The organism is Streptomyces sp. NPDC047108, assembly GCF_040643575.1.
GTDB lineage: Bacteria > Actinomycetota > Actinomycetes > Streptomycetales > Streptomycetaceae > Streptomyces.
The window spans coordinates 124,522-151,373 of sequence record NZ_JBEYUP010000014.1 but is presented as its reverse complement, the minus strand read 5'-3'; the positions used below and the strand labels follow the sequence as shown (position 1 = coordinate 151,373).

The 26,852-nt window shown below is 73.1% G+C and carries 19 protein-coding genes and 1 riboswitch; of the genes, 11 read left to right on the top strand and 8 right to left on the bottom strand.

Annotated elements, in window-relative coordinates:
* The first annotated feature begins 10 nt into the window (after positions 1–10).
* Together ABZ822_RS24375 and ABZ822_RS24370 are read left to right on the top strand one after the other, a co-directional pair.
* Positions 11–1,402, top strand: a complete 1,392-nt coding sequence (locus tag ABZ822_RS24375) for a cytochrome ubiquinol oxidase subunit I (protein ID WP_360858066.1) — start codon at positions 11–13, stop codon at positions 1,400–1,402.
* Entirely contained in the window at positions 1,395–2,420 is a 1,026-nt protein-coding gene (locus ABZ822_RS24370) for a cytochrome d ubiquinol oxidase subunit II (protein WP_360857999.1), read from the top strand. The genes ABZ822_RS24375 and ABZ822_RS24370 overlap by 8 nt, the downstream gene beginning before the upstream one ends.
* Positions 2,421–2,476: 56 nt before the next feature.
* On the opposite strand, the gene ABZ822_RS24365 is transcribed toward ABZ822_RS24370, so the two are convergent.
* Together ABZ822_RS24365 and ABZ822_RS24360 are read right to left on the bottom strand one after the other, a co-directional pair.
* Positions 2,477–3,979, bottom strand: a complete 1,503-nt coding sequence (locus ABZ822_RS24365; RefSeq protein ID WP_360857996.1) for a DUF2252 domain-containing protein — start codon at positions 3,977–3,979, stop codon at positions 2,477–2,479.
* A gap of 173 nt (positions 3,980–4,152) precedes the next feature.
* Entirely contained in the window at positions 4,153–4,752 is a 600-nt protein-coding gene (locus tag ABZ822_RS24360; RefSeq protein WP_360857993.1) for a histidine phosphatase family protein, read from the bottom strand.
* 383 nt (positions 4,753–5,135) lie between these two features.
* Positions 5,136–5,250: riboswitch (adenosylcobalamin (AdoCbl) riboswitch) on the top strand.
* A 49-nt stretch (positions 5,251–5,299) separates the two neighbouring features.
* On the opposite strand from ABZ822_RS24360, the gene ABZ822_RS24355 reads away from it, so the two are divergent.
* Both ABZ822_RS24355 and ABZ822_RS24350 read left to right on the top strand, forming a co-directional pair.
* Positions 5,300–5,521, top strand: coding sequence for a CbtB-domain containing protein (locus ABZ822_RS24355; RefSeq protein ID WP_360857990.1), 222 nt, complete (start codon positions 5,300–5,302; stop codon positions 5,519–5,521).
* A gap of 16 nt (positions 5,522–5,537) precedes the next feature.
* On the top strand, positions 5,538–6,338 hold the full coding sequence (locus ABZ822_RS24350) for a CbtA family protein (RefSeq protein WP_360857987.1): 801 nt from the start codon (positions 5,538–5,540) through the stop codon (positions 6,336–6,338).
* Positions 6,339–6,505: 167 nt separating this feature from the next.
* On the opposite strand, the gene eccCb is transcribed toward ABZ822_RS24350, so the two are convergent.
* From eccCb to ABZ822_RS24335, 3 genes are all read right to left on the bottom strand, one after another.
* A complete protein-coding gene (eccCb, locus tag ABZ822_RS24345; RefSeq protein ID WP_360857984.1) occupies positions 6,506–11,311 on the bottom strand; it encodes a type VII secretion protein EccCb in 4,806 nt (1,601 codons plus the stop codon).
* A 127-nt stretch (positions 11,312–11,438) separates the two neighbouring features.
* Positions 11,439–11,813 carry a hypothetical protein gene (locus ABZ822_RS24340; protein WP_360857981.1) on the bottom strand — a complete coding sequence of 125 codons (375 nt, stop codon included), beginning with the start codon at positions 11,811–11,813 and terminating at the stop codon, positions 11,439–11,441.
* A gap of 380 nt (positions 11,814–12,193) precedes the next feature.
* Positions 12,194–13,306 carry an XdhC/CoxI family protein gene (locus ABZ822_RS24335; RefSeq protein WP_360857978.1) on the bottom strand — a complete coding sequence of 371 codons (1,113 nt, stop codon included), beginning with the start codon at positions 13,304–13,306 and terminating at the stop codon, positions 12,194–12,196.
* Positions 13,307–13,587: 281 nt separating this feature from the next.
* Here ABZ822_RS24335 and ABZ822_RS24330 point away from each other — a divergent pair, with 281 nt between their 5' ends.
* Positions 13,588–15,750: a SpoIIE family protein phosphatase gene (locus ABZ822_RS24330; protein ID WP_360857975.1), complete on the top strand. Its 2,163-nt coding sequence runs from the start codon at positions 13,588–13,590 to the stop codon at positions 15,748–15,750.
* 189 nt (positions 15,751–15,939) lie between these two features.
* On the opposite strand, the gene ABZ822_RS24325 is transcribed toward ABZ822_RS24330, so the two are convergent.
* On the bottom strand, positions 15,940–16,212 hold the full coding sequence (locus tag ABZ822_RS24325) for a chaplin (protein WP_360857972.1): 273 nt from the start codon (positions 16,210–16,212) through the stop codon (positions 15,940–15,942).
* 369 nt (positions 16,213–16,581) lie between these two features.
* On the opposite strand from ABZ822_RS24325, the gene ABZ822_RS24320 reads away from it, so the two are divergent.
* The 4 genes from ABZ822_RS24320 (at position 16,582) to ABZ822_RS24305 (ending at position 20,622) form a co-directional block, all read left to right on the top strand.
* The gene (locus tag ABZ822_RS24320; RefSeq protein WP_360857969.1) at positions 16,582–18,150 is read left to right on the top strand and encodes an AlkA N-terminal domain-containing protein; all 1,569 of its coding nucleotides are present in this window, start codon (positions 16,582–16,584) and stop codon (positions 18,148–18,150) included.
* 107 nt (positions 18,151–18,257) lie between these two features.
* Entirely contained in the window at positions 18,258–18,842 is a 585-nt protein-coding gene (locus ABZ822_RS24315; protein WP_360857966.1) for a methylated-DNA--[protein]-cysteine S-methyltransferase, read from the top strand.
* On the top strand, positions 18,839–19,588 hold the full coding sequence (locus ABZ822_RS24310; RefSeq protein WP_360857963.1) for a 2OG-Fe(II) oxygenase: 750 nt from the start codon (positions 18,839–18,841) through the stop codon (positions 19,586–19,588). The genes ABZ822_RS24315 and ABZ822_RS24310 overlap by 4 nt, the downstream gene beginning before the upstream one ends.
* Positions 19,589–19,752: 164 nt before the next feature.
* A complete protein-coding gene (locus ABZ822_RS24305; RefSeq protein ID WP_360857960.1) occupies positions 19,753–20,622 on the top strand; it encodes a 3-hydroxybutyryl-CoA dehydrogenase in 870 nt (289 codons plus the stop codon).
* A gap of 52 nt (positions 20,623–20,674) precedes the next feature.
* On the opposite strand, the gene ABZ822_RS24300 is transcribed toward ABZ822_RS24305, so the two are convergent.
* Positions 20,675–21,286, bottom strand: a complete 612-nt coding sequence (locus ABZ822_RS24300) for a TIGR03086 family metal-binding protein (protein ID WP_360857957.1) — start codon at positions 21,284–21,286, stop codon at positions 20,675–20,677.
* 193 nt (positions 21,287–21,479) lie between these two features.
* Positions 21,480–23,237 (bottom strand): SpoIIE family protein phosphatase, encoded by a 1,758-nt coding sequence (locus ABZ822_RS24295; protein ID WP_360857954.1) that lies wholly within the window; start codon positions 23,235–23,237, stop codon positions 21,480–21,482.
* Positions 23,238–23,455: 218 nt separating this feature from the next.
* Here ABZ822_RS24295 and ABZ822_RS24290 point away from each other — a divergent pair, with 218 nt between their 5' ends.
* A complete protein-coding gene (locus ABZ822_RS24290) occupies positions 23,456–25,561 on the top strand; it encodes a SpoIIE family protein phosphatase (RefSeq protein WP_360857951.1) in 2,106 nt (701 codons plus the stop codon).
* Positions 25,562–25,720: 159 nt separating this feature from the next.
* Positions 25,721–26,773: a magnesium and cobalt transport protein CorA gene (locus ABZ822_RS24285; protein WP_360857948.1), complete on the top strand. Its 1,053-nt coding sequence runs from the start codon at positions 25,721–25,723 to the stop codon at positions 26,771–26,773.
* The last annotated feature ends 79 nt before the right edge of the window (positions 26,774–26,852 follow it).

The window sequence follows — 26,852 nt, the reverse complement described above, 5'->3', positions numbered from 1 at the left end:
ACGGGAGTTGATGGCCTTCACTCTGGGGACCCACATCATCCTGGTGCCCTTCGGTGTCGCGCTGCCCTTCCTCACGCTGCTCATGCACTACCGCGCGCTGCGCCGCGACGACCCCGTGGCGCTGCTCCTGGCACGCCGCTGGTCGGCCGTCATGGCGGTCCAGTTCGCGGTGGGCATCGTGACGGGCACCGTGCTGTCCTTCGAATTCGGTCTGCTGTGGCCGGGCATGATGGGGCGCTGGGGCGATGTGTTCGGCATCGGTTTCGGTGTCGAGGCGTGGGCGTTCTTCCTGGAGTCGATCCTCATCGCGATCTATCTCTACGGCTGGAAACGGCTCAAGCCCTGGACCCACTTCTGGCTCGCCGTCCCCCTGCCCGCCGCCGCGCTCATGGGAGCCTTCGGCATCCTCGCCGCCAACTCCTGGATGAACACACCGCGCGGCTTCACCCTCGACGCCGACGGCCGGCCCGTCGACGTGGACCTCAGAAAAGCCGTGTTCACCCCGATGTTCGGGCCGCAGTACTGGCACTTCGTCGTCGCCATGATCATCACCGCCGGATTCGTCGTCGCGGGCGTCTACGCGGTCGGATGGCTGCGCGGCCGCCGCGACCGCTACCACCGGCTCGGATTCACCCTGCCGTTCACCGTCGCCGCGATCTTCACCCCGATCCAGTTCGTGGTCGGCGACTCCATCGCCCGGTCCCTCTTCCACAAGCAGCCGATCAAGTTCGCGGCCGCGGAACTCGTCTGGAAGACCGACACCCATGTGCCCGAATATCTCTACGGCCGCATGCATCCGGACGGCAGCGTGACGGGCGGCATCAAGATCCCCGACCTGGACTCGATCCTCGCCGGGTACAGCCCCGACACCAGGGTGATCGGACTCAGCTCCGTCCCCGCCACCCACCGTCCGACGGCCACTCAGGCCACCGTCGTCCACTGGGCGTTCGACACCATGGCCGTCATCGGTTCCCTCCTCGTGGTGCTCGCCCTCTGGTTCGCCTGGTGCTGGTGGCGGAAGCGGGACCTGCCGACGTCGCGCTGGTTCTTCCGCTCCGCGGCCTGCGCCGGTGTCGCCTCGGTCGTGGCCGTGGAGTGCGGCTGGATCACCACCGAGGTCGGCCGCCAGCCCTGGATCGTCTACGAGGTGATGCGGGTCTCGGAGGCCGTCACCACCACCCGCGCCGACGCGCTGTGGGCCGCGCTCGGCGTCGTCATCGTCGTCTACGTCGTCATCTTCGGCGCCTTCGTCGCGGTGCTGCGGAGGATGAGCGCCCGCTGGCGCGTCGCCGACGAGGGCTTCGCCACGGCCCGGCCCGCCAAGGCCCCGGAGAGCGAGACGCCGTACGGCCCCCGCGCCACCGCGCTGTCCGCTCCGCCCACGGGAGCCCGCAATGATTGACGACCTCGTCGCCTGGGTGCTGCTGGTGGCCGTCGCCGCGTACGTCTGCGGCGGCGGTACGGACTACGGCGCCGGCTTCTGGGACCTGCTCGCCGGGGGCGCGGACCGGGGACGGCGGCCACGATGGCTGATCGACCACGCCATGGCCCCTGTGTGGGAGGTCAACAACGTCTGGCTGATCTTCGTCTTCGTGCTCATGTGGACCGGCTTCCCGGTCTTCTACCAGACGGTCTTCTCGGCGATGTGGCTGCCGCTGGTGCTCGCCGCCGTCGGACTCGTGCTGCGCGGGGCCGGGTTCGCCCTCCGCAAACCGACGCGGAGGGTGGCGGGACGGCGCGTCTACGGCGCCATGTTCGCCGTGTCGTCCCTGCTCACCCCGTTCTTCCTGGGCGCCGCGGTGGGCGGTGTGGCCACCGGGCGCGTCGCACCGGGCACCGAGGCGTCGGCGGACGCCTGGCACAACCCGACCTCCGTCATCGCCGGACTGCTGGCGATCGGGGCCAGCGCCTTCCTCGGCGCGGTGTTCCTGGCCGGTGACGCGCGGCGCTTCGGGGCCGCCGACCTCGTCGGCTACTTCCGCCTGAGGGCGCTGGCCGCTCTCGGAGCGCTGGCCGTCCTCGCCGTCATCGGCCTGCGCGTGACCCGCGACGACGCGAGCTACGTCCACCACGGGCTCACCGGCGGGGCCGGGCTGGTCTTCGTCGTCCTCGCCGCGGTGTGCGCCCTGGCCACCGCGGGGCTCCTCGCGCGCGGCGTCACCGGCTGGTCGCGGGTGACCGCGGTCGGAGCGGTGGCGCTGACGGTGCTCGCGTGGGGCCTGGCCCAGCGCCCGTACCTGGTGCCGACCTCGCTCACGGTGGCCGAGGGCGCGGGCGCGAACACCACGCTGCGGTGGCTGATGCTCGTCACCCTCGTCGCCGTCGTGTGCGTCGGGCCCGCGCTGGTGGTGCTCTACCGGCTGGACGCGCGGGGCGATCTGCAGTCCCTCACCGACGAGGACCTGCGGCAGCAGGCGTGATCCCGGAGGACTCCGACTGCCGGGAGCGCTCGGCCTGTTCGGGCCCTCCGGCCGGGCTACGCCGCCTCTGCCGAGAGCCGTCCGGCCCGCACCGCGTCGACGAGAGCCTGATGGTCGCGCTCGTTCTGGTCCGCGTAGCTCTCCGCGAACCGCACCATGGCCCGGTCGAAGGAGTCACCGCTGCCCAGGTAGCCCGCGATCGCGATGCGGTCGCCGGACCGTGCGTGGGCGCGGGCCAGGGTGGCGCCGCACAGCTCGGCGAACCGGCTCATCGCGTACGGCTCCATGGTCTGCGGCTGGGCGATGCCCTTCCAGTCGCGCAACTGCCGGATGTAGAAGTCGCGTTTCCTGCCGTCGATGCCGACAGCGCGCTCCCAGCCGAGGAAGATGTCGCTCGCGGCCTGCATCAGCCGCTGGCCGGTGACCACCCGCTGCCCCTGGTTGGTGTACCGGCCGGCGCCCGCGTACGGGGCGAGGACGGAGGTGTCCGCCTCCTTGGCCTGCAGCAGCAGCGGGTCCTCGTCGTCCCTGCCGACCAGCAGCACGATCCAGCAGCGGGTGCCGACGCTGCCGACGCCGACGACCTTGCGGGCCACGTCAGCGAACCGGTACTGCTCCAGCAGATGCCGGTGATCGGCGCGGAGGCTGTGGCTGTAGCGCTCGATCAGCTCGCGGATCGCGTCCTCGAGATGGTGGCGCTGCACCTCGGGGAGGAGATCGCCGAGCGGCACGATCAGCGGCGGGTCGGGGGCGATCCGGCGTTCGCCGTCGATCTCCTCGGTCAGCTTGCCGAACGCCTGCAGGGTGTCGTGGGAGCGCGCTTTGTCCAGGGCGCGGGACAGGCGCTTGCGGTGGACCTTGTCGAGCTGCTCGGCCACGACCGCCTGGATCTCGTCCATGTCGAGGCGCGCGTACCAGACGTCGAGGTTGCGCATACCGGCGTAGAGGCGCATCTGCTCGCGGTACCGGCGGGCGGCGGTCAGGACGACACCCGCCCGTTCGGCGTCGGAGAAGCCGTTCTCCCGGCCCGCGATGACCAGGCTCGTGGCCAGCCGTTTGACGTCCCACTCCCACGGGCCGGGCAGGGTCTCGTCGAAGTCGTTGATGTCGAACATCAAGTGCCGCTCGGGCGAGGCGAGGAGGCGGAAGTTCAGCATGTGCGCGTCCCCGCAGAGCTGGGCCGTCAGGCCGCTCCGCGGGGTCGTGGCCAGATCGGCCGCCATGATCGCCGCGGCCCCGCGGTAGAAGCGGAACGGCGACTCCAGCATCCGCCCGTAGCGGATCGGCACCAGATCGGAGACCCGCGTGGCCGACTGGCTCTCGATGATCTCCAGAGGGTCCGGCCGGCCCTGCGAGGGCTCGAACTCGCCGTGCGCACTGCGGGGTGCGCCCGTGCGTGCCGCCTTTCCGCGGGCGGCGCGCTCCTGCGGCGTCGGCGCGGGCCCCGGCTTCCGCTCGGACCGCGCCGGGTAGGAGGAGCGCACGGAGGGGGCCGGGCGCAGCGGGGTGTACCCCGAGCCCGAACGGCCCTTGCGCGCGTCAGTTCCTTGACCGGCCATGACTCGCTCCTCGGGCTCGAGAACGTGGCCGTCGTCGGGCGTGCCGACCGGCGGTCTTCGACCATCTCACGGTGGCACACGTCCGCCGTGGCCGCACGATGCTGTCACCAGGTGTGACCGGGTCGTCGCGGAACGGAGTTGCCGTGGAAGGAGCGGGATTCCGGAGCCGCGGACTACGGATCGAGGGGGCCGCTGCGGAGGTTCCACCGTGGCCCGCGCCCGACGAGATGTGTCGCGGACAGCGGCGGCACATCGATGCGCCAGAACGCCTCCGGTGGTGCGGACAGCGCGTGCAGCACCGCCATCCGGATCACGCCGGGCTCGGCCACGACGACCATCCGGCCACCACGCCGCGCCACCTCGTCCCCCTCGATCCGGGCGGACTGCGCGAGCGCGAGCGTCCGGTCGAGCCATGCGGCGATGCGCTCGCCGAAGTCCAGCCTCGACTCGCCACCCGGCGGCACGTGGGCCGGGTCCTGGTGCCAGGCGCTGAACGCGTGGTGATCGTGCCGGCCGACATCATGGAGGGTGCGGCCCCGCCAGGCACCCATGTCGCAGTCGCGCAAGGCGGGTTCCACGTCCGCCCTCAGCCCGAGGGCGTCGGCGGTCTGCCGGCAGCGGGGGGACGGCGCACAGAACTGGCGCCATTGGCGCGCGGGAAGGGATGCCGCGGCGGCGCGCGCCGCCGCGACCCCGCGGTCGTCGAGCGGGCTGCCGTCGTCGAACCGCGCGTCGCCGAGAGCGTCGCTGCTCGCGGGGGAGATCAGGGTCATCCGGAGGGTGATGGGAGGGTCCTTTCGCCGGGGGTTCCGCCGCGCGGTGACGCGTCCGAGGTGACGCGGGCCTCCGGGGCGGTGCGCCGTGATGGTAGTGAACGGCCGTGCCGTACGTCACGGTCCGCGGAAGGGCAGCGGGCGGCGGCCCGGGACCGCCCGGCGTGACGCGGAGGGGCAGCAGCCGCCCGCGTACCGGCCTGACGGTCGGCGGTCGGCGTACGGGGGCGGGCCGTTGGCCGTCCCGCGCGGTCCGCCCGGTGATCGTCACACCCGTACGGCTCGGTGATCGTCCCGCCCGTTCCGCGCGCCGGCCGGGGACCGTTGGCCCATGGCCGGTATTGGCCGGCGGAACAGGTGGCTGTACCGTCTGGTCCGAAAGGACGACGGTGCGTACGGAAGTCCGGTGAAAATCCGGCACGGTCGCGCCACTGTGTGCCGAGCGGCAGCAACTCCCCGAGGGGTCGCCGCCGGTGAGTCAGACCCACGCTCCGTCGTCGCGTGCTCCACACGATGACGGGACGCGTGTTCCCGAGGAGGTCTCGCCATGGCCCAGTCCGCCGTTGCCCCCACCCCTGTTCAACCGCCTGCCGTAGCGCCGCTGCCGGTCCGGGCGATCCTGCCCTGGGCCGCGTTCGTCGGCGTCCTCATGCTCGTCCTGCTGTACTTCGTCGGCGCCGAGCAGGGTGTCTTCGCGGTGTTCTCCGGGGAGGGCGTCCACGAGTGGGTGCACGACGGCCGGCACCTTCTCGGCTTCCCCTGCCACTGAGTGGGGAAGCGCACACATGAACTCGGTCACCATCCGCACCCTGTTGGTGCGCGGCATGCTCGCGGGCGTCATCGCCGGAATTCCGGCCTTCGCGCTCGCCTATCTCCTCGGTGAACCCTCGGTCGACGCCGCCATCGCCTACGAGGAGTCCCACTCCCACGAGCACGGCGGCGTCGAACTGGTCAGCCGTACCGTCCAGTCGACCGCGGGCCTGGCCACCGGAACCCTGGTCTTCGGTATCGCCGTCGGCGGCATCGCGGCGCTGGCGTTCTGTTTCGCCCTGGGGCGCATCGGGCGCTTCGGGCCGCGGGCCACGGCGGCGCTCGTCGCCGGAGGCGCCTTCGTCACCACCTGTCTGGTGCCGTTCCTGAAGTACCCGGCGAATCCGCCCGCCTCGACCGACGCGGAGACGCTCGACCAGCGCACGGCGCTGTTCTTCCTCATGATCGCGCTCACCGTGCTGCTCGCCATCGGTGCGATCATCCTGGGACGCAGGCTCGCTCCGCGCCTCGGCAACTGGAACTCCTCGATCACCGCATCGGCGGCCTTCGTGGGGACGGTCGCCCTCGCGATGGTCTTCCTGCCGGTGGTCGACGAGACGCCGGCCGACTTCCCGGCCACCGTGCTGTGGGAGTTCCGGATGGCGGCCTTCGCCATCCAGGCGCTGCTGTGGGCCGGATTCGGCCTGCTCTTCGGGTACTTGGCCGAGCGGGTCCTGCTGCCGCGCACGGTGCGCGCCGAGAGCCCGGAGAGCCAGGAGAGCGGGGCCGCGGACGGTTCGGCGCAGCAGCAGTCGGCCGCGTCGGCGGCGAGCTGAGCCGTACGGAGGGAAGGACGCGTACGGAACGGCTCGTACGGACAGCGCGTACGGAAAGGCTCGTACCAGCGGTTCGTACGTCAGCAGAGGGGACCCGCCGGGGGCGCGACCGGCGGGTCCCGCCCGTTTCCGGACACGTTCCCGGACGCGGGAGAGAGCCAGGGAGCCTAGGCGTCCTCCGGCGTGAGCAGCGCCGTCTGGATCAGGCGGCTTCCGGCGCGCCGGTCCACGAACTGGCCCCGGCCCGGCGGAAGGTGACGCGGCCGCACGCCGAACAGCTCCCCCTCCTCCTTGGTGCCGGACAGCACGAGCGCGGGTGTCCCCATCTCCCGCAGCCGCTGCATGAGCGGGTGGAACATCGACCGTCCGGCGCCGGCGAACGAGCGGGCGAGTACGAGGTGGAAGCCGATGTCGCGCGCCATCGGCAGCAGCTCGGCCAGGGGGTGCAGCGGGTCGGCCGAGGTCGTGGTGACGAGGTCGAGGTCGTCGACGAGGAGATAGAGGTCCGGCCCGGTCCACCAGCTGCGCGACCGGAGCTGTTCCGGCGTCACATCCGGTCCCGGGAGGCGCCGTTGCAGCGCCTGGACGACATCGTCGATGGTGCGGCCGAGCGCCGAGGCGGACGCGACGTACGCGATGCGGTGCTCGGTGACGGCGGTGTCGAGCAGCGAACGGCGGTAGTCGACGACCATCAGCCTGGCCCGCTCCGGCGGGAGCGAGGTGACCAGCCCCTCGGCGATGAGCCGCAGAAGATTGGACTTGCCGCTCTCGCTGTCCCCGATGACCACGAAGTGCGGGTCCTTGGCGAAGTCGAGGTGCACCGGTGCCAGCGACTGTTCGTCGGTACCGATGGCGATGCGGTCGCCCGAGGGTGCGGGCAGCTGATCCGCGGGCAGCACATCGGGCAGCAGCCGTACGGGCGGGGCGGGCGGGCCGGACCAGGCGCGGGCGACCTCCGTGACGAGGCTCTCGACAGCGGCCGTCAGCCCCTCGTCCCCCGGTTCGCCGTCGATCCGCGGCAGCGCCGCGAGGAAGTGCGCGCCGTCCGGGGCCAGTCCGCGCCCGGGCCGCCCCTCGGGGACGCCGGCCGCGGCCCCGCCGTCGATGGACGAGTCGAAGGTGTCGCCGAGGCGGAGCTCCAGGCGTACGGGGAACAGGTCCTGGGCAGCCGCTCGGACCTGGATCCAGCGGGTCGCGGTGATGACGACATGGATGCCGTGGGCGTGCCCGCGTGCCGCCAGATCGATGACCGCGGGCTCCAGCTGCTCGTAGGTCTCGCGCAGAACCGCCCAGTTGTCGACGACGAGGAACACGTCGCCGTAGGGATCTCCCGCCGGCGCCCCGGTGCCGGCGGTCCCCTGTCGCCGCCGCCAAGGGGTGTGGGAGTCCGCACCCGGCTCGGCCGCCTCCCGCTGCCGCCGGTCGAGCAGAGCGGTCATGTCGGCGACGGTCCTGTGCACTTGGTCGGGCTGGAGGCGTGAGGCGACTCCGCCGACATGCGGCAGGCCGCTGAGGCTCTGCAAGCTGCCGCCGCCGAAGTCGAGGCAGTAGAACTGCACGTCGCGCGGCGTGTGCGTCAGGGCGAGCGAGCAGACGAGCGTGCGGAGCAGGGTCGACTTGCCGCTCAACGGGCCGCCCACGATGGCGAGATGCCCGGTCCTCTCCGTGAAGTCCAGGTGGAGCACGTCGCGGCGCTGCTGGAACGGGCGGTCGACCACTCCGGCAGGGACGCGCAGATGACCGGCGGAGTGCGGCACCGCCGGCCCGCCGCTCCCGGAACGCCAGGTGTGGACGGGCAGCAGACGGTCGAGCGTCGGCGGTGCGTCCAGCGGCGGCAGCAGGACCTGATGGGCGAGCGGGCCGAGCCCGGCGATCCGGTCGATCACCGTGTCGTAGACCGTCTCCTCGCTGTCCGGCCGCACGCGCCCGGAGACGTACGGGGCCTGGAAGCGCGTCATGCTGTCGAGGCCGACCTTGAGATATCCCCCGCCGGGCTGGACGGGCAGCGTGTACGCGTCGGGCGTGCCGAGGGCCGCCCGCGACACCGCCGCCGAGCCCGTCCGGAGAGCGATCCGGTACGAGAGGTAGGTGTCCAGACCCTTCAGGGCACTCTCCTCGATGTGCTGGGCGGAGAGCAGGAGATGGATCCCGAGCGACCGTCCCACGCGGCCGATCGCGACGAAGAGGTCCAGGAACCACGGGTGGGCCGTGAGGAGTTCGGAGAACTCGTCGACGATGACGAACAGCGCGGGCAACGGCTCCAGGGGTGCTCCGGCGGCGCGGGCCTTCTCGTAGTCGGTGCGCGAGGCGTAGCTGCCCGCGCTGCGCAGGACGTCCTGACGACGCTGCAGTTCGCCGGTCAGGGCGGCCGACAGGCGTTCGGCGTGGGAGGGTTCGGCCTCCAGGTCGGCGACGACCGCCGTGACGTGGTGGAGTCGGTCGAGGCCGGAGAACGTGGCGGTGCCCTTGTAGTCGAGCAGGAAGAAATTGACGTCCTCGGGGGAGTGCTGCGAGGCCAGCCCCAGGACCAGGGTGCGCAGCAGCTCGGACTTGCCGGAGGCCGTCGCCCCGAGCAGCAGGCCGTGCGGGCCCCAGCCGCCGTCCGCCGCGGCCTTGGGGTCGAGGAGGACGCGCTTGCCGGTCGGGTCGACGCCGAGGGGCACGGTCAGTTGGCGGGCCGGGGGTCGGGGAGCCCAGGCCGGTACCGGGAGGCGGGGCCCCGGGAAGCGGGCGCCCGGCGGGGTGGTCGCTCGGCCGGTCACTCGCCGGGCCGTCTCCGGCGAGGTGGCGCGCGGTCCGTCCGTCTCCGGCCGGGTGGTGGGCGGTCCGTCCGTCTCCCGCCGGTCCGTGTCCAGCGCATCGGCGACCGGCTCGTCCGCGCCCGGCCGGACGGTCCCCAGCCGTATGGTGACCGGCTCGTCCGCGTCCATCCAGTCCGCGTCCAGCGGATCGGTCTCCGCCCTGGCCTCGTCCACCGGTTCGCCGTCCACCGGCGTGGCCGCGTGCACGGCCGTCGGCGTGGCGCCCACCGGCGTGGTGCTCACCGGCGTCCCGCCGAAAGGATCGGTGCCCGCCGGACCCCCGACCGTCGGCTCGGTACGCGCAGGCTCGACGATCAGCGGGTCCACGTCCAGCAGGTCCATGAAGCCGGGGCCCGTGGAGGCCGGTGCCGGGCGGGTGTCCAGCGGTGCCGCCTTGGGCCCGGTCCAGGACTCGGCCACCCGCCCGACGAGGCGGTCCAGTCCGACGGCCTCGTCGTCGAAGGCCGTCGCGCCCGCGCCCCCGCTGCCCCCGCCCGCGCCCATGCCTGCTGTGCCGCTCAGGAAGTTCGCGCTCGCACCCGACGCCGGTGCGTCCTCCTCCGCCCGCGGATCGGCCAGGGTCGGCAGCGCGATACGGACGTACCGGCGGCCCCGCGTCAGACCGAACCCCGGCCCGCCGGGCGGGATGCCGCCGGCGAGTTCCGCGTCGATGCGCGACTCCTGGGGGGCGGCGAGCGCCAGCTCGATCCAGGTGGTCAGATGCAGCGCCAGGTCCTCGGGGAAGTCCTGCCAGCGGCCGGCGGAGACGGCGAGGTGCACTCCGTAGTACGCGCCCTGCTGGGCCACGCGGAGCACCTGGCGGGCGAGTTCGGCATACCGGGTCTGGAACTCCCGCCAGGAGTCGATGAGCAGGAAGATCTCCCCGTTGCGCTCCTCCGGCAGCTCGCCCCGCATCCGCAGGGCCCGGAACCTGCGGGGCGAGCGGACGCGCAGCTGGGCGCAGAGCTGCTCGCGCCGGTCCAGCGTCGCCGTGACGCCCTCGACCAGCTCGCGGACCTCCTCGCCCTCCGCGTAGTCCGCGACCTTGCCCACGTGCGGCAGGCCGGTCAGGCGCGCCAGGCCGTCCGGCTCCCCGTGCAGGGCGTAGATCTGCATCTCCTCGGGCGAGTGGGTGAGCGCCAGCGAGCAGGCCAGCGTCCGCAGGACGGAGGTCTTGCCGCTCCACATCCCGCCGACGACGCCCACGTGCGCGGCGCCTCCGGACAGGTCCACGGTGAGGGTCTCCTGCAGTCCCTGGGCCGGGTCGTACATGCGGCCGATCGGCACGGCGAACGAGCCGTTGGGGGGCCAGTCGGGAGCGCACAGACCGCGCTCCTCGGTCGGTACGAGCGCCGGGAGCAGCTCGCCGAGCGGCAGGCCGTCCACGGCGAACGGGTCGGCGTCCGTACCCGCCCCGCGGTGCCACAGCGCGGCTTTGGCGACGGGGATGTTCCCCTGCACGCCGGAGGTGAACTCCGTGGGGGTCTGCGGAACGCCGGTCTCCCGCACATGGGCCTGGATGTACGCGAACAGCTCGTGCGCGGTGATCACACCGTCGTTGTCGGCATCCGCCCGTCCGGTGGTCAGACCGTCCACGACAGCCTCGGTGAAGACCGACCGGAACGGGCCCGAGCGGTGCTTCATCTGCTCGCCCTCGTAGGCGAATTCGAGGACGTCCGAGGCGGCCATGACATAGGTGCCCTTGCCCGCGGCCTGTGCGGTCAGCTCCTCGGACTCCGCGGCGAACGGCTCCATGCCCTGCACGAACGCGCCGCCGTAGCAGCAGTCCAGCAGCAGGATCTTGCCGGACGCGCGGCAGCGGCTCATCTGCTCCTCGACGAACCGGGCGGACACCGCGGTGGAGTCCGGCAGTTCACGGCGCGTCCTCACCGTGGTGAAGAACAGCCGCCCGTGCTTGTCGCGGATGCCGTGACTGGAGAGGTAGAGCAGCAGGGTGTCGGAGGCGGCGCGGTTCCGGAAGAACTCCTCGATGTGCTCCTCGACGGACGCCTTGGACTCGTTCACCAGCATGGTGACGCGGTCGAAGTATCCGATGGAGGGGTCGTCGAGGAGCGCACCGAGGCGGCGGGCGTCCTGGGCGGGGGAGCGCAGCAGCCGCAACCCCGGGTCGACGTACTCGGTCGTCGCGATGAGGAGGGCGGCCCGCGTCATGACCGGCTCCGGACGTCATGCCTGCCGTACGTCGGTACGGGTGATCCGCCGGCGCGGTCCTGCCTGCCGTACGGGGGCGGGGCCTGAGGTGAGCGGCCCATGAGTCCCGCGCGGGCTCCGGCGGTCGTCACCGCTCGGTGGAGCGACGCTCGATCCAGGCCTCGATCAGCGCGCGCTGCTCGCCGGGTGAGAGCGCCTCGACGATCAGGGAGTCGTCGCCCTCGGTCAGTTCGACCCGGCGCGCCTCGGCGCGCTTGCGCCACTCGCCGACCAGCCCCACCAGGGCCTGGAGAGCGGCACGGGAGAAGACACCGCTGACGATCAGCGTCCCTATGGTCACGACGGTGCCGCTCTTGGCGCCCTCGGGGAGGGACTCGACCTCGGGGCGCTGCACGCTGTCGGCGGCGTCGAGCAGGGCGAGCTCCTGCTCCAGACTCCGGGTCAGCGCGTCCAGTTCCTGCAGGTCGATCCCGTCGGACTCGATGACCACCGAAACCTTCATCGCCCCCATGAGACCGCCCGCTCCCATCTCGCCCGCACGTCAAGCCCGTTGAGGCCATCTAACAACACCGGGCGCGCCTCGTACCACCCGCGGCCCGGCGTGGCGCGAGCCCGGTGCTTGCCGCCGGGGAGCCTTCCGCCTCCACCGGCCGCGCGCGTGAACACCCGTACGAGGGAAGGCACTTCGCGCGGGGCCGAGGCTCGGACTCCACCGGCTCGCTGACGTGGCAATGGCCGCCCCGGGCTCTCCGCCCCGGACCCCCTGCGCCCCTGGCGCACGGACGACGCCGCCGAACTCCTCGCGTCCAAGGATCTGTTGCTGCGCGGACGGGCGTCGCCGGACCCGGCCCGCCATCTCCTGCCCCCGTCACCCCGGGTCCGTCAGCCCGGTCCCGTACCGGGCGGGTGGATCGCCCCGTCCGTGTCCGTCAGGGCCGCGCCGCTGCCGCCCCAGCGCAGGGCGACGATCTCCGCCGCGATCGAGACGGCCACCTCCTCGGGCGTACGGGCCCCCAGGTCCAGGCCGATCGGCGACCGCAGCCGCGCCAGCTCCGCGTCCCCGACGCCCGTCTCCCGCAGGTGCTTCAGCCGGTCGTCGTGCGTACGGCGGCTGCCCATGGCGCCGACGTACGCGGCGGGCGTGCGCAGCGCCACCTCCAGCAGCGGCACGTCGAACTTGGGGTCGTGGGTCAGGACGCAGATCACCGTCCGCTCGTCGGTCGCGGTGTTCGCAAGGAACCGGTGCGGCCAGTCCACGACCACCTCGACACCCTCGGGGAAGCGCTTGGGCGTCGCGAAGACCGGGCGTGCGTCGCAGACGGTGACCCGGTAGCCGAGGAAGCCGCCGATGCGGGCCACGGCGGCGGCGTAGTCGATCGCGCCGAACACCAGCATCCGCGGCGGCGGGGCGAACGACTGCAGGAACACCGTCACGGCGTCCTCGCGCCGCTCGCCGCGCGGCCCGTAGTGCCGCTGCCCGGTCGCGCCCTGCGCCAGCTCGCCGCGCGCGTCCGCGGAAACGGCGACGTCCAGGCCGGCTGTCCCGAGCGTGCCGGACACGCCGTCCGGCCGGACCGCCAGCGCGGCGCCGCGCGGGGCGGGCCCGTCGAGCACGGTCGCCACGGCGACCGGCCGCTCGCCGGCGACCGCCCCGGCGACGTCCGCGAACCAGGGGTCGCGCTCCCGGGACACCGGGCGTACGAGCAGGGTGATCTCGCCACCGCAGGTGAGGCCGACGGCGAAGGCGTCCTCGTCGCTGTAGCCGAACGTCTCCAGACGGGCCTCGCCCGACGCCACGACCTCTTGGGCCAGTTCGAAGACGGCGCCCTCCACGCAGCCGCCGGAGACGCTGCCGACCACCTCGTCGTCCGGGCCCACCGCCATCGCCGCCCCGGGATCACGCGGCGCGCTGCGGCTTACGGAGACGACGGTGGCCAGGCCGAACGTCGCCCCGGCCTCGTACCAGCGGCTCAGCGCCGGGAGGATCTCACGCATCCACGCGCTCCTGCCTCTCACGACCGCACCTGCACCTGCACGGCTGCCGCCCAGTGTCCCAGGCCGCGCGCCGGGCGCACGGCGACGGAGCGGCGGGGACGGGTGGCGGGGGAGCGGCGGCCGAAGCCGTACGGCGAGGGGCCGGGCGGCGTGCGGGCCCGGGAGCGTACGGGCCCGGCGGCGTACGGGCCCGGGAGCGGCGCCCCGCGCCCGTACCGGCTCGTCCGCCCCACCCCTGGGGACCGGGTGCTTTCGGTCTGTCCCGGGCGTATGGTCCGCATATGGGCCACGCTGCACAGCCCCCGGGTCCGGACTTCGCGCGGCGACTGCTGGACCGGATCCTGGCCGAGGTCGTGCGTGACGCGGGTGCCTACGCCGGCGGGGTCTATCTGCTGGTCCCCGGGCGGCAGATGCTCGGCCTGGACGTCATGACCGGGGTTCCGCGCGAGTTCGCCACGCCGTGGTCCCGCGTGGGCCTGGCCTCTCCGCTCCCGGTGACCGACGCGGTGCACGAAGGGCGGCTGATCTGGGTCGCCGCCCAGGGCGAGCTGGCCCGCCGCTACCCACGCGCCGCCCTCGTCCTCCCGTACCACTTCGCCCTGGCCGCGGCCCCCGTCACCACCGACACCTCCACCTGGGGCGCGCTGCTGCTCCTCTGGCCCGGCTCGCACCCGGAGTCACTCAACTCGACGGAGCGCGCCGCGATCGAGAGCGCTTGCGAGCGCCTCGCGGGCCTGCTGCGGCAGGCGTCCGAGGCCGGGCGGCCGCTGCTGCCCGGGCACGAGCCGCGGGTGCTGCCCCAGCTCCGCCCGATGCCGGTGGATAGGGCCGAGGCGGAGGCCGCCGTCGACTTCGTCGAACGCCTCCCCGGCGGCGGATGCGCCCTGGACCTGGAGGGACGGGTCACCTTCGTCAGCGGCGCGGCGGCGGAGCTGCTGGGCGAGCCCGCCGCCGCCCTGACCGGATCGCGCCTGTGGGACGCGCTGCCGTGGCTGGCCGACCCCGTCTACGAGGACCGCTACCGTGCCGCCGTCTTCAGCCGCCGCGCGACGTCCTTCACCGTCCGGCGGCCGGACGGCCAGGGACTGTTCTTCCAGCTCTACCCGGACGCCACCGGCATCAGCGTGCGCATCACGCCCACCCGCGTCGAGGACCGCCCCGGCGACCGGGACCGCCCCGGCGACCGGGACCTCCCCGAGGCGGGGCTCAGCGCCGCTCCCACCCGCGTCGGGGCCATCTACCACCTGATGCTGCTGGCCGGGGCGCTGACGGAGGCCGTCGGCGTACGCGACGTCGCCGACCTCGTGGCCGACCAGCTCCTGCCCGCCTTCGGCGCCCAGGGGCTCGCCCTGCTCGTCGCCGAGGGAGGCCGGCTGCACGTCGTCGGAGCCCGCGGCTACCCGCCCGAGATCCTGGAGGCGTTCGACGGCACCCCGCTGAGCTCGCCCACTCCCGGCGTGCGCGCCCTGACCACGGGCGAGCCGGCGTTCTACGACTCCCACCGGGAGCTGGCCGAGGCGTACCCGGCGCTCGCCGCCGCGCACGCCTCCATGGCCGCCTGGGCGTTCCTGCCGCTGATCGCCTCCGGCCGTACGGTCGGCTGCCTGCTCGTGTCGTACGACGCGCCGCACCCCTTCACCCCCGACGAGCGCGCGGCTCTCAGCTCGCTCAGCGGGCTGATCGCCCAGGCCCTGGACCGTGCCCGGCTCTACGACGCCAAGCACCAGCTCGCGCGCACCCTGCAGGCCGGGCTGCTCCCGCACGAGCTGCCCCACGTGCCGGGTCTGGAGGTGGCGGCCCGCTATCTGCCCTCCACCCGCGGCCTGGACATCGGCGGCGACTTCTACGACCTGATACGCCTGGACTCCAGGACCGCGGGCGCCGTCATCGGTGACGTGCAGGGCCACAGCGTGACCGCGGCCGCGCTCATGGGCCAGGTGCGGACCGCCGTACACGCCCACGCCGTCGCCGGCGCACCGCCCGACGGCGTCCTGGCGCGCACCAACCGCCTGCTGACCGATCTGGACCCCGGGCTGTTCACGAGCTGCCTCTACGTGCACATCGAACTGCGGCGGCAACGGGCCTGGATGGCGTCCGCCGGTCATCCCCGTCCTTTGCTGCGCCACCCCGGCGGCCGTACCGAGATCCTCTCCCCGCCGCCCGGGCTGCTGCTCGGTATCGACCGCGACGCCGGCTACCCGACCCTGGAGATCCCGCTGCCGGCGGGCGCCGTGCTCGCCCTCTACACCGACGGCCTGATCGAGGCGCCGGGCGCGGACGAGGAACGGACGCTCGCCCATCTCGTCGAGACGCTCGCACGGGCCGGCGACGCGGGACTCGACGAACTCGCCGACAGGCTCATCGAATGCGCCCAGCCCTCGGGCGACCGCACCGACGACACCGCACTGCTGCTGCTCCGCCTGGTACCGGCGGAGGACGGCTGAGCGCGCGGGCGGGGACCGGGACGACACATGGCTGGCCCGGGCGACACATGGCGGCACCCGGACCACACAGGGGTGGCCCCCCGCACGTGCGGGGGGCCACCCCTGTGTTCTGCGGCGGTGAGGACGATCCCGGGACCGGCCGGTGTTACTCGCGGCCGGCCGATCCTCCCGGGAACGGCCCTACTTGGCCTAGTTCCGGACGTCGTGGCGGTTGCGGTCCCGGTCCACGTCGCCGTTGACGCAGACGTTGCCGATCGACGGGCTGAACAGACCGTCGAGGGTGTTGCCGCAGAGGTTGATCGGGATGTTGACGGGGAGCTGGAGCACGTTCCCGGAACCGATGCCCGGTGATCCGGCGGCCACCCCGTTCGCGTGGGAGTCGGCGAGGGCGCTGCCCGCGGCACCCGAGACCAGCGCGGCCGCGGCCGCGGCAACAGCAAAGGTCTTGACCATGCGTGACATGTCTTCTCCTTCAGCAAGGAATCCGCCGCCTCTCAGCGGACATGGCACCCAGTCAAAAGGGCGCAGAGGGTCGCGGGTTGCGTGACGATGCGCCGAAAGGATCAGCGAGTCATCACATCGGATGAGCAGCGCGGCCATTCGCGGTCGCCGGGACGCGCGGGCGGCGGCCGGTCCCGGTCCGAACGGAAGTCCTCCCCGGCAGCCACGTCCGGAGCCCCCGTGCACTCCGCGAGCTCCTGCCCCGTACGCACGCCGGGCCCCTGCCCGTACACCGCGGAGCCCCGTCCCGTCCCGCCGCCGGGTCCCCGTACCGTCATGTCCGATTTCCGCCAGCTCCCCGCCCGGCGCAGGCACACACTGGACCCTGTGATGAGTGAGGACAGCAAGTTCGAAGCCGTGCGCAGCCGGGACGCGAGATTCGACGGCGAGTTCTTCTTCGCCGTCTCGACGACCGGTATCTACTGCCGGCCGAGCTGTCCGGCGACGACTCCGAAGCGCAGGAACGTGACCTTCTTCCCGACCGCGGCGGCCGCCCAGGGTTCCGGATTCCGCGCCTGCCGCCGCTGCCGCCCCGACGCGGTGCCCGGCTCCGCGGAGTGGAACGCCCGGGCCGATGTCGTCGGCCGCGCGATGCGGCTGATCGGCGACGGTGTGGTGGACCGGGAAGGTGTGGCCGGCCTGGCCACGCGGCTCGGCTACAGCACCCGCCAGGTGCAGCGGCAGCTCAATGCCGAGCTGGGCGCGGGCCCCATCGCGCTCGCCCGCGCGCAGCGCGCCCACACCGCCCGCGTCCTGCTGCAGACCACCGGCCTGCAGGCGGCCGAGATCGCCTTCGCCGCCGGATTCGCCAGCGTGCGGCAGTTCAACGACACGATCCGGGAGATCTACGGCATCACGCCCCGCGGACTGCGGGCGGCGGGCCCCGGGCGGGCGGCGGGCCCCGGCGAGAGGGGCCCGGACGGTGCGACGGGAGCGGGTGTGCCGCTCCGGCTCGCCTTCCGTGGCCCGTACGCGTCCACCGAACTCTTCGACTACCTGGAGCGGCGGGCCCTCCCCGGGATCGAGGAGGTCACCGGAGCTCCCGGCGCCCGGACCTACCGCCGTACGCTCCGGCTCCCGCACGGCAGCGGGATCGCCGAGGTGAGGGAACGGCCGGGCGGGAGTACGGGCGTGCCCCGGCACCGGGAGGGCGGCTGGCTGGACTGCCGGCTGCACCTGACCGAGCTGCGCGATCTGACCACGGCCATCCAGCGCGTACGGCGCCTGTTCGACCTCGACGCCGACCCGTACGCGGTGGCCGCCCGCCTCGGCGACTCCCCGGCACTCGCCGCCCTGGTGGCCCGGCGCCCCGGCCTGCGCGCACCCGGCGCGGCCGACGGCCACGAACTCGCCGTCCGCGCGGTCCTCGGCCAGCAGGTGTCGGTGGCGGCCGGACAGCGGCTGGGCCGTGCGCTGGTCGAGGCGTACGGGGAGCCGTTGCCGGTCCCCGACGGCGGCCTGACCCGTCTCTTCCCGCGCGCCGCCGACCTCGCGGGGACCTCGCTGGAGGAGATCGGCATGCCCGAGTCCCGCAGGGCGGCCCTGCGCACCCTGGGCGCCGCGCTCGCCGACGGCACCGTGAGCCTCGACCCGGGCGCCGACCGCGCGGAAGCCGAGCGTGACCTGCTCGCGCTGCGCGGCGTCGGGCCCTGGACCGCCGGATACATCCGCATGCGCGCGCTCGGTGACCCCGACGTCCTGCTGACCGGCGACGCCGGGATCCGCGCGGGTCTGCTCCGCATCGGCGCGACACCCGCGGACGCCGCAGCGTGGCGGCCGTGGCGTACGTACGCCATGCACCACGTGTGGCAGGCGGCAGCGGCCACCGCTACCGCACCGGAACCGATGACCGCCAAAGCTGTGGCCGTGGGCGCGGGCGGGCGGAAGGACCGGCGGTGACCAGGGCCGGGTCGCGGGAAGGCGACGTCCGAATCCCGCCGGAAAGTCCCGGCCCGCCGCCGCAGACTCGTACCCGGACCGACGAACGGCAAGGAAAGGACGGACCGATGACGGTCTACACGACGATCGACAGCCCGCTGGGCGAACTGCTGCTCGTGGGCGAGGAGTCGGCGACCGCGAAGGGCGGGACCGCGCTCGCCTCGGTGTCCGTACCGGGTCAGAAGGGCGGCGCCCTCATCGGGGACGGCCGGCGCCACGACCCGGCGGCTTTCGCACAGATCACCGCGCAGTTCCGTGCGTACTTCGACGGCCGGCTCACCGCGTTCGACATCGAGCACACCACGCGCGGCACCGACTTCCAGCAGCGGGTGTGGAAGGCGCTGGAGGAGATCCCGTACGGCGCCACGACGAGCTACGGCGCGCTCGCGGCCTCGATCGGCGCTTCGCGCGCGGCAGTTCGCGCGGTCGGCACCGCGATCGGTGCCAACCCGCTGCTCGTGGTGCGCCCCTGCCACCGGGTGATCGGTGCGGACGGTTCGCTGACGGGTTACGCGGGCGGCCTGGAGCGCAAGCGGACGCTGCTGGATCTCGAAGGCGCGCTCCCGGCCGGACCCGCCGTGACGCCAAGCCCCGCGGCCCGGCGCCCAGCCGCCGGAAGCACAGTGGCCGGGGCGACCGTGGAGGCGTCATGAGCGCCGCGGCCCCGGACACCGCGACCGCCCGCGCCCGGCTCGCGCCGCGCGACCGCGTCGGCCGGGCCGACTGGCCGGCGCTGGCCGCCGAACTCGACGCGTACGGCTGTGCGCTCACGCCCCGCGTCCTGACCCCGGCCCAGTGCCGGGCGCTGGCCGGCCTGTACGACGAGACCGACCGCTTCCGCTCCACCGTCGACATGGCGCGCCACCGCTTCGGCTCCGGCCGGTACCGGTACTTCGGCAACCCGCTCCCCGATGTCGTACGGGAGGTGCGCGAGGCCTTCTACCCGCATCTGCTGACCGTCGCCCGCGACTGGGCATCGCGGCTCGGCCGTCCCGCGCCCTGGCCCGACAGCCTGGGGGAGTGGCTGGAGATGTGCCATGAGGCCGGGCAGACCCGGCCCACGCCGATCCTGCTGCGCTACGGCCCGGACGACTGGAACGCCCTGCACCGCGACCTGTACGGGGATCTGGTCTTCCCGCTGCAGGTCGTCATCGGGCTCGACGAGCAGGGCGCCGACTACACCGGCGGCGAGTTCCTGCTCGTCGAGCAGCGGCCCCGTGCCCAGTCTCGCGGCACGGCGACGGTGCTGCGGCAGGGCCACGGGCTGATCTTCACCACCCGCGACCGGCCGGTCCGCTCGGCCCGCGGCTGGTCCGCGTCGCCCGTGCGGCACGGGGTCAGCGCGATCCGTTCCGGGACCCGGCACACCCTCGGCCTGGTCTTCCACGACGCCGCGTGACCGGACACCGGGCGTCCACGGCGTGCCGCGTGTACCGGCGTCCACGGCGTGCCGCCCGTACCGTCGGCCGCCGCCCCCGCTCTCCTCCGCGCGTGGCACACCCCTCCTCTCCGTCCAGAACGGTAGAAACCAGAGGAAACCAGGACGGACGGAAAGGGGTAGTCATGACCACCTCCCTCGAGCGCGTCGGAGTCGTCGGCGGCGGGCAGATGGGCGCCGGGATCGCCGAGGTCTGCGCCCGCGCCGGGCTCGACACGATCGTCTGCGAGGCCGACGCGACCGCCGCGGGCGCGGCGCGCGAGCGCGTCGCCGCATCCCTCCGGCGCGCCGTCGAGCGCGGCAAGGCGGACGACGCCGAGCGGGACGCGGCCCTGGCGCGCCTCACCTTCACCGGGGATCTCAACGACCTGTCGGACCGTCAGCTCGTGGTCGAGGCCGTCGTGGAGAACGCGGACGTCAAGGCCGACGTGTTCGCCGCCCTGGACAAGATCGTGGAGGACCCGGACGCGATCCTGGCCACCAACACCTCGTCCATCCCCGTCATGCGCCTCGGGATGGCGACACAGCACGCCGACCGCGTCGTCGGCCTCCACTTCTTCAACCCCGTGCCCGTGATGCCGCTGGTGGAGATCGTCACCTCGCTGCACACCGCCCCGCGCACCGTCGCGGCCGCCGAGCACTTCGCCACGGCCGGGCTCGGCAAGACCGTCATCCGCTCCCAGGACCGCGCGGGCTTCGTCGTCAACGCCCTCCTCATCCCGTATCTGCTCTCCGCGATCCGTATGGCCGAGTCCGGACTCGCGACCGCCGAGGACATCGACGCGGGCATGGAACTGGGCTGCGCCCACCCCATGGGCCCGCTGAAGCTCGCCGACCTGATCGGCCTCGACACGGTCGCCTCGATCGCCGAATCCCTGTACGCGGAGTACCGGGAGCCGCTCCACGCCCCGCCGCCCCTGCTCCAGCGCATGGTCGAGGCCGGGCTGCTGGGGCGGAAGAGCGGACGTGGCTTCCACCCGTACGACGAGGGGTGAGCCGTACGGCCGCCCGCGAGGCGCAGCGGCCGGGGCCGAGCCGTCCCGCCCGTCAGCGTGGTGACGACGGGCGCGAGGCCGCGTGCGGTGACCAGGACGGGTCCCGGCCGCTGAGTCCCACCGCCCGGTCCAGCGGCGGCGCGTCCTCGGGCACCGCGACCGCCGGCCCGAACATGCCGTCGCTCGCCTCAGGGTCCGTCGGCGCCATGAGGTCGATCGAGGCTCGTGCCGTCGCGTCGTCGCAGGAGTACTCCTGTCCGGTGGCACGGGCGAGGTCCCAGCCGTGGATGAGGAGTTCGTTCAGCGCGACCTTCCCGGCCTCCGAGGCCGGGAAGGTGAAGCCGCCGGCCTCGGTCATGCCCTCCCACGCCCCGGGGTTCCGCCAGGCCGTCACCAGCTCGTCGAGCTGCTCCCTCAGGCGGGTGCGCCAGTCGCCGTCCAGGCCCGGCGGCGGGACGCTGCCCGGGTCGGTGCCGGTGGCCGCGCTGCGGGTCTTCGTCCCGGCGTCCCGGAAGGCGGCGGTGAGGTGGACCAGATGCCCGAGGAGATCGCGTACGGAGTAGTCGGGGCAGGGCGTCGGCCCCGAGAGCTGGTCGTCGGTGATGCGGTCCAGCAGCCGCGCCACGCTGCGGGCCGGCGGTTCCAGATCGAGCACGGTGGTCATCTCAGGCCTCGCCCTTCGTCCGGTGCGGCACCGCGGTCGCGTCGGGTGCTGTCGTCGTCCTGCCGATGGCTGTCGTCATGCAGGTAGGACGGGACGTACGGGCGGAACTCATCGCTCCCCGGCCCGGGAGCGAGGCCTGGGCCGCACCCCCGCCCTCGCCCTGGCGCCCCGTCCTCGCCCGGCTCCCGGGGCGTCACGCCTGTTCCGCCCTGCTGCCCGACGCGGGGCGGGCCCGCGCGGCGAGCACCGCCACGTCGTCCTCCGCGGCCTCGCCCGCCATGCTCCGCAGCACCTCGTCCAGGATCGTGTCGAGGTCGGCGGTGGCCGGGAGCCGCAGGGCGGCGAGGCGGGCCAGGGAGGCGTCGATGTCCTCGCCCCGGCGTTCGACGAGCCCGTCGGTGTAGAGGAGCAGCACCTGTCCTTCGGTGAAGTCGCGGGTGGCCGGCTCGTATCCGCCGAAGCCGGTGCCCAGGGGCGGCCCGTTCGGCAGCTCGATCAGCTCGATGGTGCCGTCGGGGAGGATCCGGGCGGGGGGCAGGTGGCCCGCGCTGGCGAAGGAGCACTGGCCGCGCGTCGGGTCCACGAGGGCGAGCAGGCAGGTGGCGGGACGGGCGGACTCGCTGCCGGAGACCGTCGCGTCGAGCTGGCGCAGGATCCGGTGCGGCGGCAGGTCGGTCGCCGAGACGTAGCGCAGCGTCGAGCGGTAGTAGCTCATGTCGACGGCCGCCTCGACGCCGTGCCCCATCACATCGCCCATGACCAGGAGGGTCCTGCCGAACGACAGGCGCACCGTCTCGTACCAGTCGCCGCCGACCAGCGCGCTGCTCCCGGACGGCAGGTAGCGGGAGGCCAGTTCGAGGTTGGGGTGCGGGCTGCCGGGCTCGGCCAGCAGGGCCCGCTGCAGCTCCAGCGCGATGCCCTGGGAGCGGGCGTAGCGGCGGGCGTTGCCGATGCTGATCGCCGCTCGGCGGGCGAGGTCCTGTGTGATCACCGCGTCCTCCTCGGAGAACGCGGGGGAGTCCCCGGCCCGGGCGAGGGACACGGTGCCGATGGGGTGTTCCGTGCCGGTGAGCGGTACGACGAGGGTCGAGTGGATGCCGGCGGCCCGGTAGGCGGCGAGCCGCCCCTCCTCGGGTGCCGACCGGTTCAGCTCCTCGTCGGACTGCAGGTTCTGCAGCACCGGCTTCGCGGTCTCCAGGCACCGGGCCACGGTCGAGCCGGGCGGGTGGACCACGAACTCGCCCGATCTGCCGAAGTGCGGTACGGCCGTGAGCAGCGCCGGTACGACGGACAGTGCCGCCCGTCGCAGCCGCAGGTCACGGGTCGGTCCGAGCGGCCGGCCCTCCGGGGCGTCGGTGGGCAGCAGCTCGACCGTGGCCATGTCCGCGAGGAGCGGCACGAGGAAGTCGGCGAGCTGCGCGCACGTCATGTCCATATCGAGCGTCGTGCCGATCCGTGTCGCGGCGGCGTCGAGGAGGGACAGCCGCTCGCGCGCCTGCTCCAGGTCCCGCTGCTGCCGCTGGGAGCCGGTGACCTCCAGGATGACGCCGACGATGCCGGTCACCCGGCCGTCCGTCTCCAGGCGGTGGTAGGCGCCGTGCCACCAGCGGCGCTCGTACGGGGGCTCGGACCGGGTGCGGCCGCTGGTGATCGCCTCGCGGGGCCTGCCGTCCGCGAGGACCTCGCGGAGCACGTCGGTGCGGCTCTCGATGCCGGGAGCCACCTCGGCGAGCGTGTGGCCGGCCAGGTTCATGGCGGGGATGCCCGCCATGGTGGCGAAGGCGGGGTTGACCCAGACGAAGCGCAGCCGCGGGTCGAGGATGGCGACGCCCGCGCGGGTGCCGCCCAGCACCTGCCGCAGCACCTGCTCGGGGCTGTCCGCGGCGAGGGCGGCGGCGGCCTTGTCGAGGAGCGGGTCGGCGCCGTCACCACCGGGATCGTGGGGGCACACCCGGGTACCTCCTCGTCCGCGCGTCGGGACCGCGTGATCCCATCGTCGGTCCGCGATGCGAGATGCGCATCCCGCGGCGGACCGTGGATCTCTTTGTCGGATCGCCCTAAATTTTCAGGCGTAGAGCCGATCTGTCCCTAAATCCATCTGTACGAGCGTATCGATATGTGTTCTGGTAGATCGGAGTACTCCTGTATGACCCGAGGCCCGGAGACCTCATGACGAGCCATCCCATTCTGAAACCGCCCCACATAGCCCCGCAGACCATGCGTCTGGAGGAGCCCGGGACCGATCTCCGGGAGGAACTCCCGGAAGCGCTCGCCCTGAACGGTATGGGGAGCTTCCTGTGGGATCTGGACAGCGACAAATTCCTGCTCGACGCCGGCGCGATGTCCGTCTTCGACTTCGCGCCGGGCGAGTACGACGACCGCACCGACACCCTCTCCCAGCACATGGTTCCCGAGGAGGTCGAGGGGCTGAAGGAGCTGGTCGCGGACGCCATCGCCCACCGCGACAACTACGGCGCCTACTTCCGCGTCATCTGCAAGGACGGCTCCATCCGCTGGACGCACACCCAGGGGCACATCCAGCGCGACGTCACGGGCCGCCCGCTGCGCATCGTCGGCATCGTCCGCGACGCCAGCCCCGAGCTGGAGCATCTGACGCAGCAGGCGACGCTGGAGAAGGACCGGGAGCGCCAGACCGACGTCGTGCAGGCGACGACCAGCGTGCTCTCCCAGGCCCTCACCATTCAGGACGTGGTGGACGCGCTGACCAGTGCCGACCTCCTGGACAGCATCGGGGCCGTCAGCATCGCCCTCTACCTGGTCGAGAACGACCGGCTGCGCATCGTCGGCAGCTGCGGCATGGCGCCCGAACTCATCGAGGGCACCAGCGTGACGCGCCTGGACACCCCGCTCCCGCCCAACCACGTGGTCTGCACCGAGACCCCGCTCTTCATCAACCGGGAGGAGACCGAGAAGCGCTTCCCGATGCTGGTCCCGTACTGCAAGTCGAAGGACTGCACCGCGGCGGCCGTGCTGCCGCTGATCGCCCAGGCCCAGACGATCGGCGCCATCGCCATCGTCTACGAAGGCAGGAGCGAGTTCAGCCCCGAGGAGCGCAATCTGCTGCTCGCCCTGGGCGCGACGACCGCACAGTCCTTCCAGCGCGCCGTGCTGTACGACGAGGAGCACGCGATGGCGGTCGGCCTCCAGCAGGCCATGCTCCCCGCCAACATCCCCGACGTGGCCGGGGCCAGCATCGCCGTCCGCTACCGCCCCGCCCGCAACGGCCACCAGATCGGCGGCGACTGGTACGACGTGGTCCCGCTCCCGACGGGCCGGGTCGGGCTGGTCGTCGGCGACGTACAGGGCCACGACGTCCACGCCTCAGCGGTCATGGGCCAACTCCGCATAGCCCTGCGGGCCTATGCCGCCGAGGGCCACCCACCCTCCACGGTCATGGCCCGCGCCTCCGCGTTCCTGCACGACCTCGACACCGACCGCTTCGCGACCTGCATCTACGCCGACTTCGACCCGGTGACCGGCCGCACCCAGTTCGTCCGAGCCGGACACCACGGCCCGCTCGTGCGGCACGCCGACGGCCGGTGCTCGCGCCCGTACGTGCACGGCGGCCTCCCGCTCGGCCTGCCGCAGTACAGCAGCAACACCCCGTATCCGCCGACGAGCCTGCAGATCGGCCCGGAGGAGACGCTGCTGCTGTGCACCGACGGGCTCGTCGAGTTCCACGGCATGGACATCGACGAAGGGGTCCACCAGATCGAGAGCATCCTGTGCGGCGGCCCCAACGACAAGGACGAGCTGGCCGAGCACATCGTCGCCACCATCGAGTCACGTCAGGGGCAGGAGGACGACGTCGCCCTGCTGCTCGTGGGCCTCACCGGCGCCCGCCACCCCGAGGAACGGCGCCACTGGAGCTGCCTGGTCACCAACACCGACCCCAAGGCGCCCGCGCAGGCGCGGCAGATGCTGCGCAGCACGCTGACCCACTGGGGTCTGGGGACGATGTGCGACGCGGCGGTGACGGCCGCCAACGAGCTGATCGCCAACGCCGTGATGCACACCGAGGGCGACGCCATGCTGACGGCACGGCTGCTCCGGCTCAACGGCGACTGCTCGCAGGAGCAGCTCAAGATAGAGGTCCAGGACAGCTCCAGCACCCTGCCCCACCGCAGGACGCCGACGGAGACCTCCGCGGGCAGCCGCGGGCTCCTCATCGTGGAGCAGCTCTCCCAGGAGTGGGGCGCGGAGCCGCTCGGCGCGGGGAAGCGCATCTGGTTCAAGCTGCCCATCGCGGCCTGAGCCCGCCCCGGGCCTGGCTCGCGGCCTGAGCCCGGCTCCGAGCCGGCCCCGGGCCCGGCCCTGACGCGTCCCGGCCCCCACCACGTCGTCCGACGGAGGCTCGTCCCGCCATTGCTCTGCCTGCGACACTGGCCGCTCAGCAGTGTGAGGAGCCAGCCCGTGTCAGTGATCAGCAATCTCCGCAGAGCGGTCCGTCTGCCGCACCGTCGCCGCAAGGTGGATCTCAGCCACCCGGCCCGGTCGCCGCTCGGAAGCGCCGTGGTGAACTGCGAGCAGGTACGCAAGCGCGGCAGCGGCAACGGCTTCGTCTGGATCGGGCTGCACGAGCCGGACCGGGCGGAGTTCGCCGGTGTCGCCGAGCTGTTCGGCCTCCATCCGCTCGCCGTCGAGGACACCGTCGATGCCCACCAGCGGCCCAAGCTGGAGCCGTACGACGACACGCTGTTCACCGTCCTCAAGACCGTGCGCTACGTCGAGCACGCCGAGTTGACGGCGACCAGCGAGGTCGTCGACACCGGCGAGATCATGGTCTTCACCGGACCCGACTTCGTCATCACCGTCCGGCACGGCCGCCACGGCTCGCTCGGCCCGCTGCGCGAGGAACTCGAGGCGGACCCGGACCAGTTGGCCAAGGGGCCGTCGGCCGTCCTGCACGCCATAGCCGACCATGTCGTGGACGAGTATCTCGCCGTCACCGACGCCCTCCAGAACGACATCGACGACGTCGAGAGCGATGTCTTCGCCCGCCGCAGGGGCGGTGCCGACACCGGCAGGATCTATCAGCTCAAGCGTGAACTCCTCGAACTCAAGCGGGCGGTCGCGCCGCTGGACCGCCCGATGCAGACCCTCGCCGAGCCCGCGCCGGGCCACCGGCTGCCCGGTGTCGACCCGGACATCCGCGCGTACTTCCGTGACGTCGCGGACCACCTGACCCGGGTGACCGAGCAGATCACCGGCTTCGACGACCTGCTCAACTCGATCCTGCAGGCCAACCTCGCCCAGGTGACGGTGGCCCAGAACGAGGACATGCGCAAGATGAGTGCCTGGCTGGCCATCATCGCGGTGCCCACCATGGTGTGCGGCCTGTACGGCATGAACTTCGAGCACATGCCGGAACTGCGCTGGACGTACGGCTATCCGCTGGTGCTCGGCGTCATCGCGACCACCTGCGTCGCCATCCACCGCGGCTTCCGCCGGAACGGCTGGCTCTGACGCGGGCAGAGACGGCTCCGGGGGACGCCCCGACCTTCCGGCCCCCGCGGCGCCGCGGTATCAGGACGTCGGAGTCGGG

Excerpts from the sequence above, each read along its gene's own strand:
- ABZ822_RS24355 (WP_360857990.1), top strand. The coding sequence starts at position 5,300 with ATGGCCCAGTCCGCCGTTGCCCCCACCCCTGTTCAACCGCCTGCCGTA.
- ABZ822_RS24315 (WP_360857966.1), top strand. The coding sequence starts at position 18,258 with ATGACGGTCTACACGACGATCGACAGCCCGCTGGGCGAACTGCTGCTC.
- eccCb (WP_360857984.1), bottom strand. The coding sequence starts at position 11,311 with ATGACGCGGGCCGCCCTCCTCATCGCGACGACCGAGTACGTCGACCCG.
- ABZ822_RS24370 (WP_360857999.1), top strand. The coding sequence starts at position 1,395 with ATGATTGACGACCTCGTCGCCTGGGTGCTGCTGGTGGCCGTCGCCGCG.
- ABZ822_RS24300 (WP_360857957.1), bottom strand. The coding sequence starts at position 21,286 with ATGACCACCGTGCTCGATCTGGAACCGCCGGCCCGCAGCGTGGCGCGG.
- ABZ822_RS24325 (WP_360857972.1), bottom strand. The coding sequence starts at position 16,212 with ATGTCACGCATGGTCAAGACCTTTGCTGTTGCCGCGGCCGCGGCCGCG.
- ABZ822_RS24335 (WP_360857978.1), bottom strand. The coding sequence starts at position 13,306 with ATGCGTGAGATCCTCCCGGCGCTGAGCCGCTGGTACGAGGCCGGGGCG.
- ABZ822_RS24305 (WP_360857960.1), top strand. The coding sequence starts at position 19,753 with ATGACCACCTCCCTCGAGCGCGTCGGAGTCGTCGGCGGCGGGCAGATG.
- ABZ822_RS24360 (WP_360857993.1), bottom strand. The coding sequence starts at position 4,752 with ATGACCCTGATCTCCCCCGCGAGCAGCGACGCTCTCGGCGACGCGCGG.
- ABZ822_RS24340 (WP_360857981.1), bottom strand. The coding sequence starts at position 11,813 with ATGAAGGTTTCGGTGGTCATCGAGTCCGACGGGATCGACCTGCAGGAA.
- ABZ822_RS24290 (WP_360857951.1), top strand. The coding sequence starts at position 23,456 with ATGACGAGCCATCCCATTCTGAAACCGCCCCACATAGCCCCGCAGACC.
- ABZ822_RS24350 (WP_360857987.1), top strand. The coding sequence starts at position 5,538 with ATGAACTCGGTCACCATCCGCACCCTGTTGGTGCGCGGCATGCTCGCG.
- ABZ822_RS24330 (WP_360857975.1), top strand. The coding sequence starts at position 13,588 with ATGGGCCACGCTGCACAGCCCCCGGGTCCGGACTTCGCGCGGCGACTG.
- ABZ822_RS24310 (WP_360857963.1), top strand. The coding sequence starts at position 18,839 with ATGAGCGCCGCGGCCCCGGACACCGCGACCGCCCGCGCCCGGCTCGCG.
- ABZ822_RS24375 (WP_360858066.1), top strand. The coding sequence starts at position 11 with ATGGCCTTCACTCTGGGGACCCACATCATCCTGGTGCCCTTCGGTGTC.
- ABZ822_RS24365 (WP_360857996.1), bottom strand. The coding sequence starts at position 3,979 with ATGGCCGGTCAAGGAACTGACGCGCGCAAGGGCCGTTCGGGCTCGGGG.
- ABZ822_RS24320 (WP_360857969.1), top strand. The coding sequence starts at position 16,582 with ATGAGTGAGGACAGCAAGTTCGAAGCCGTGCGCAGCCGGGACGCGAGA.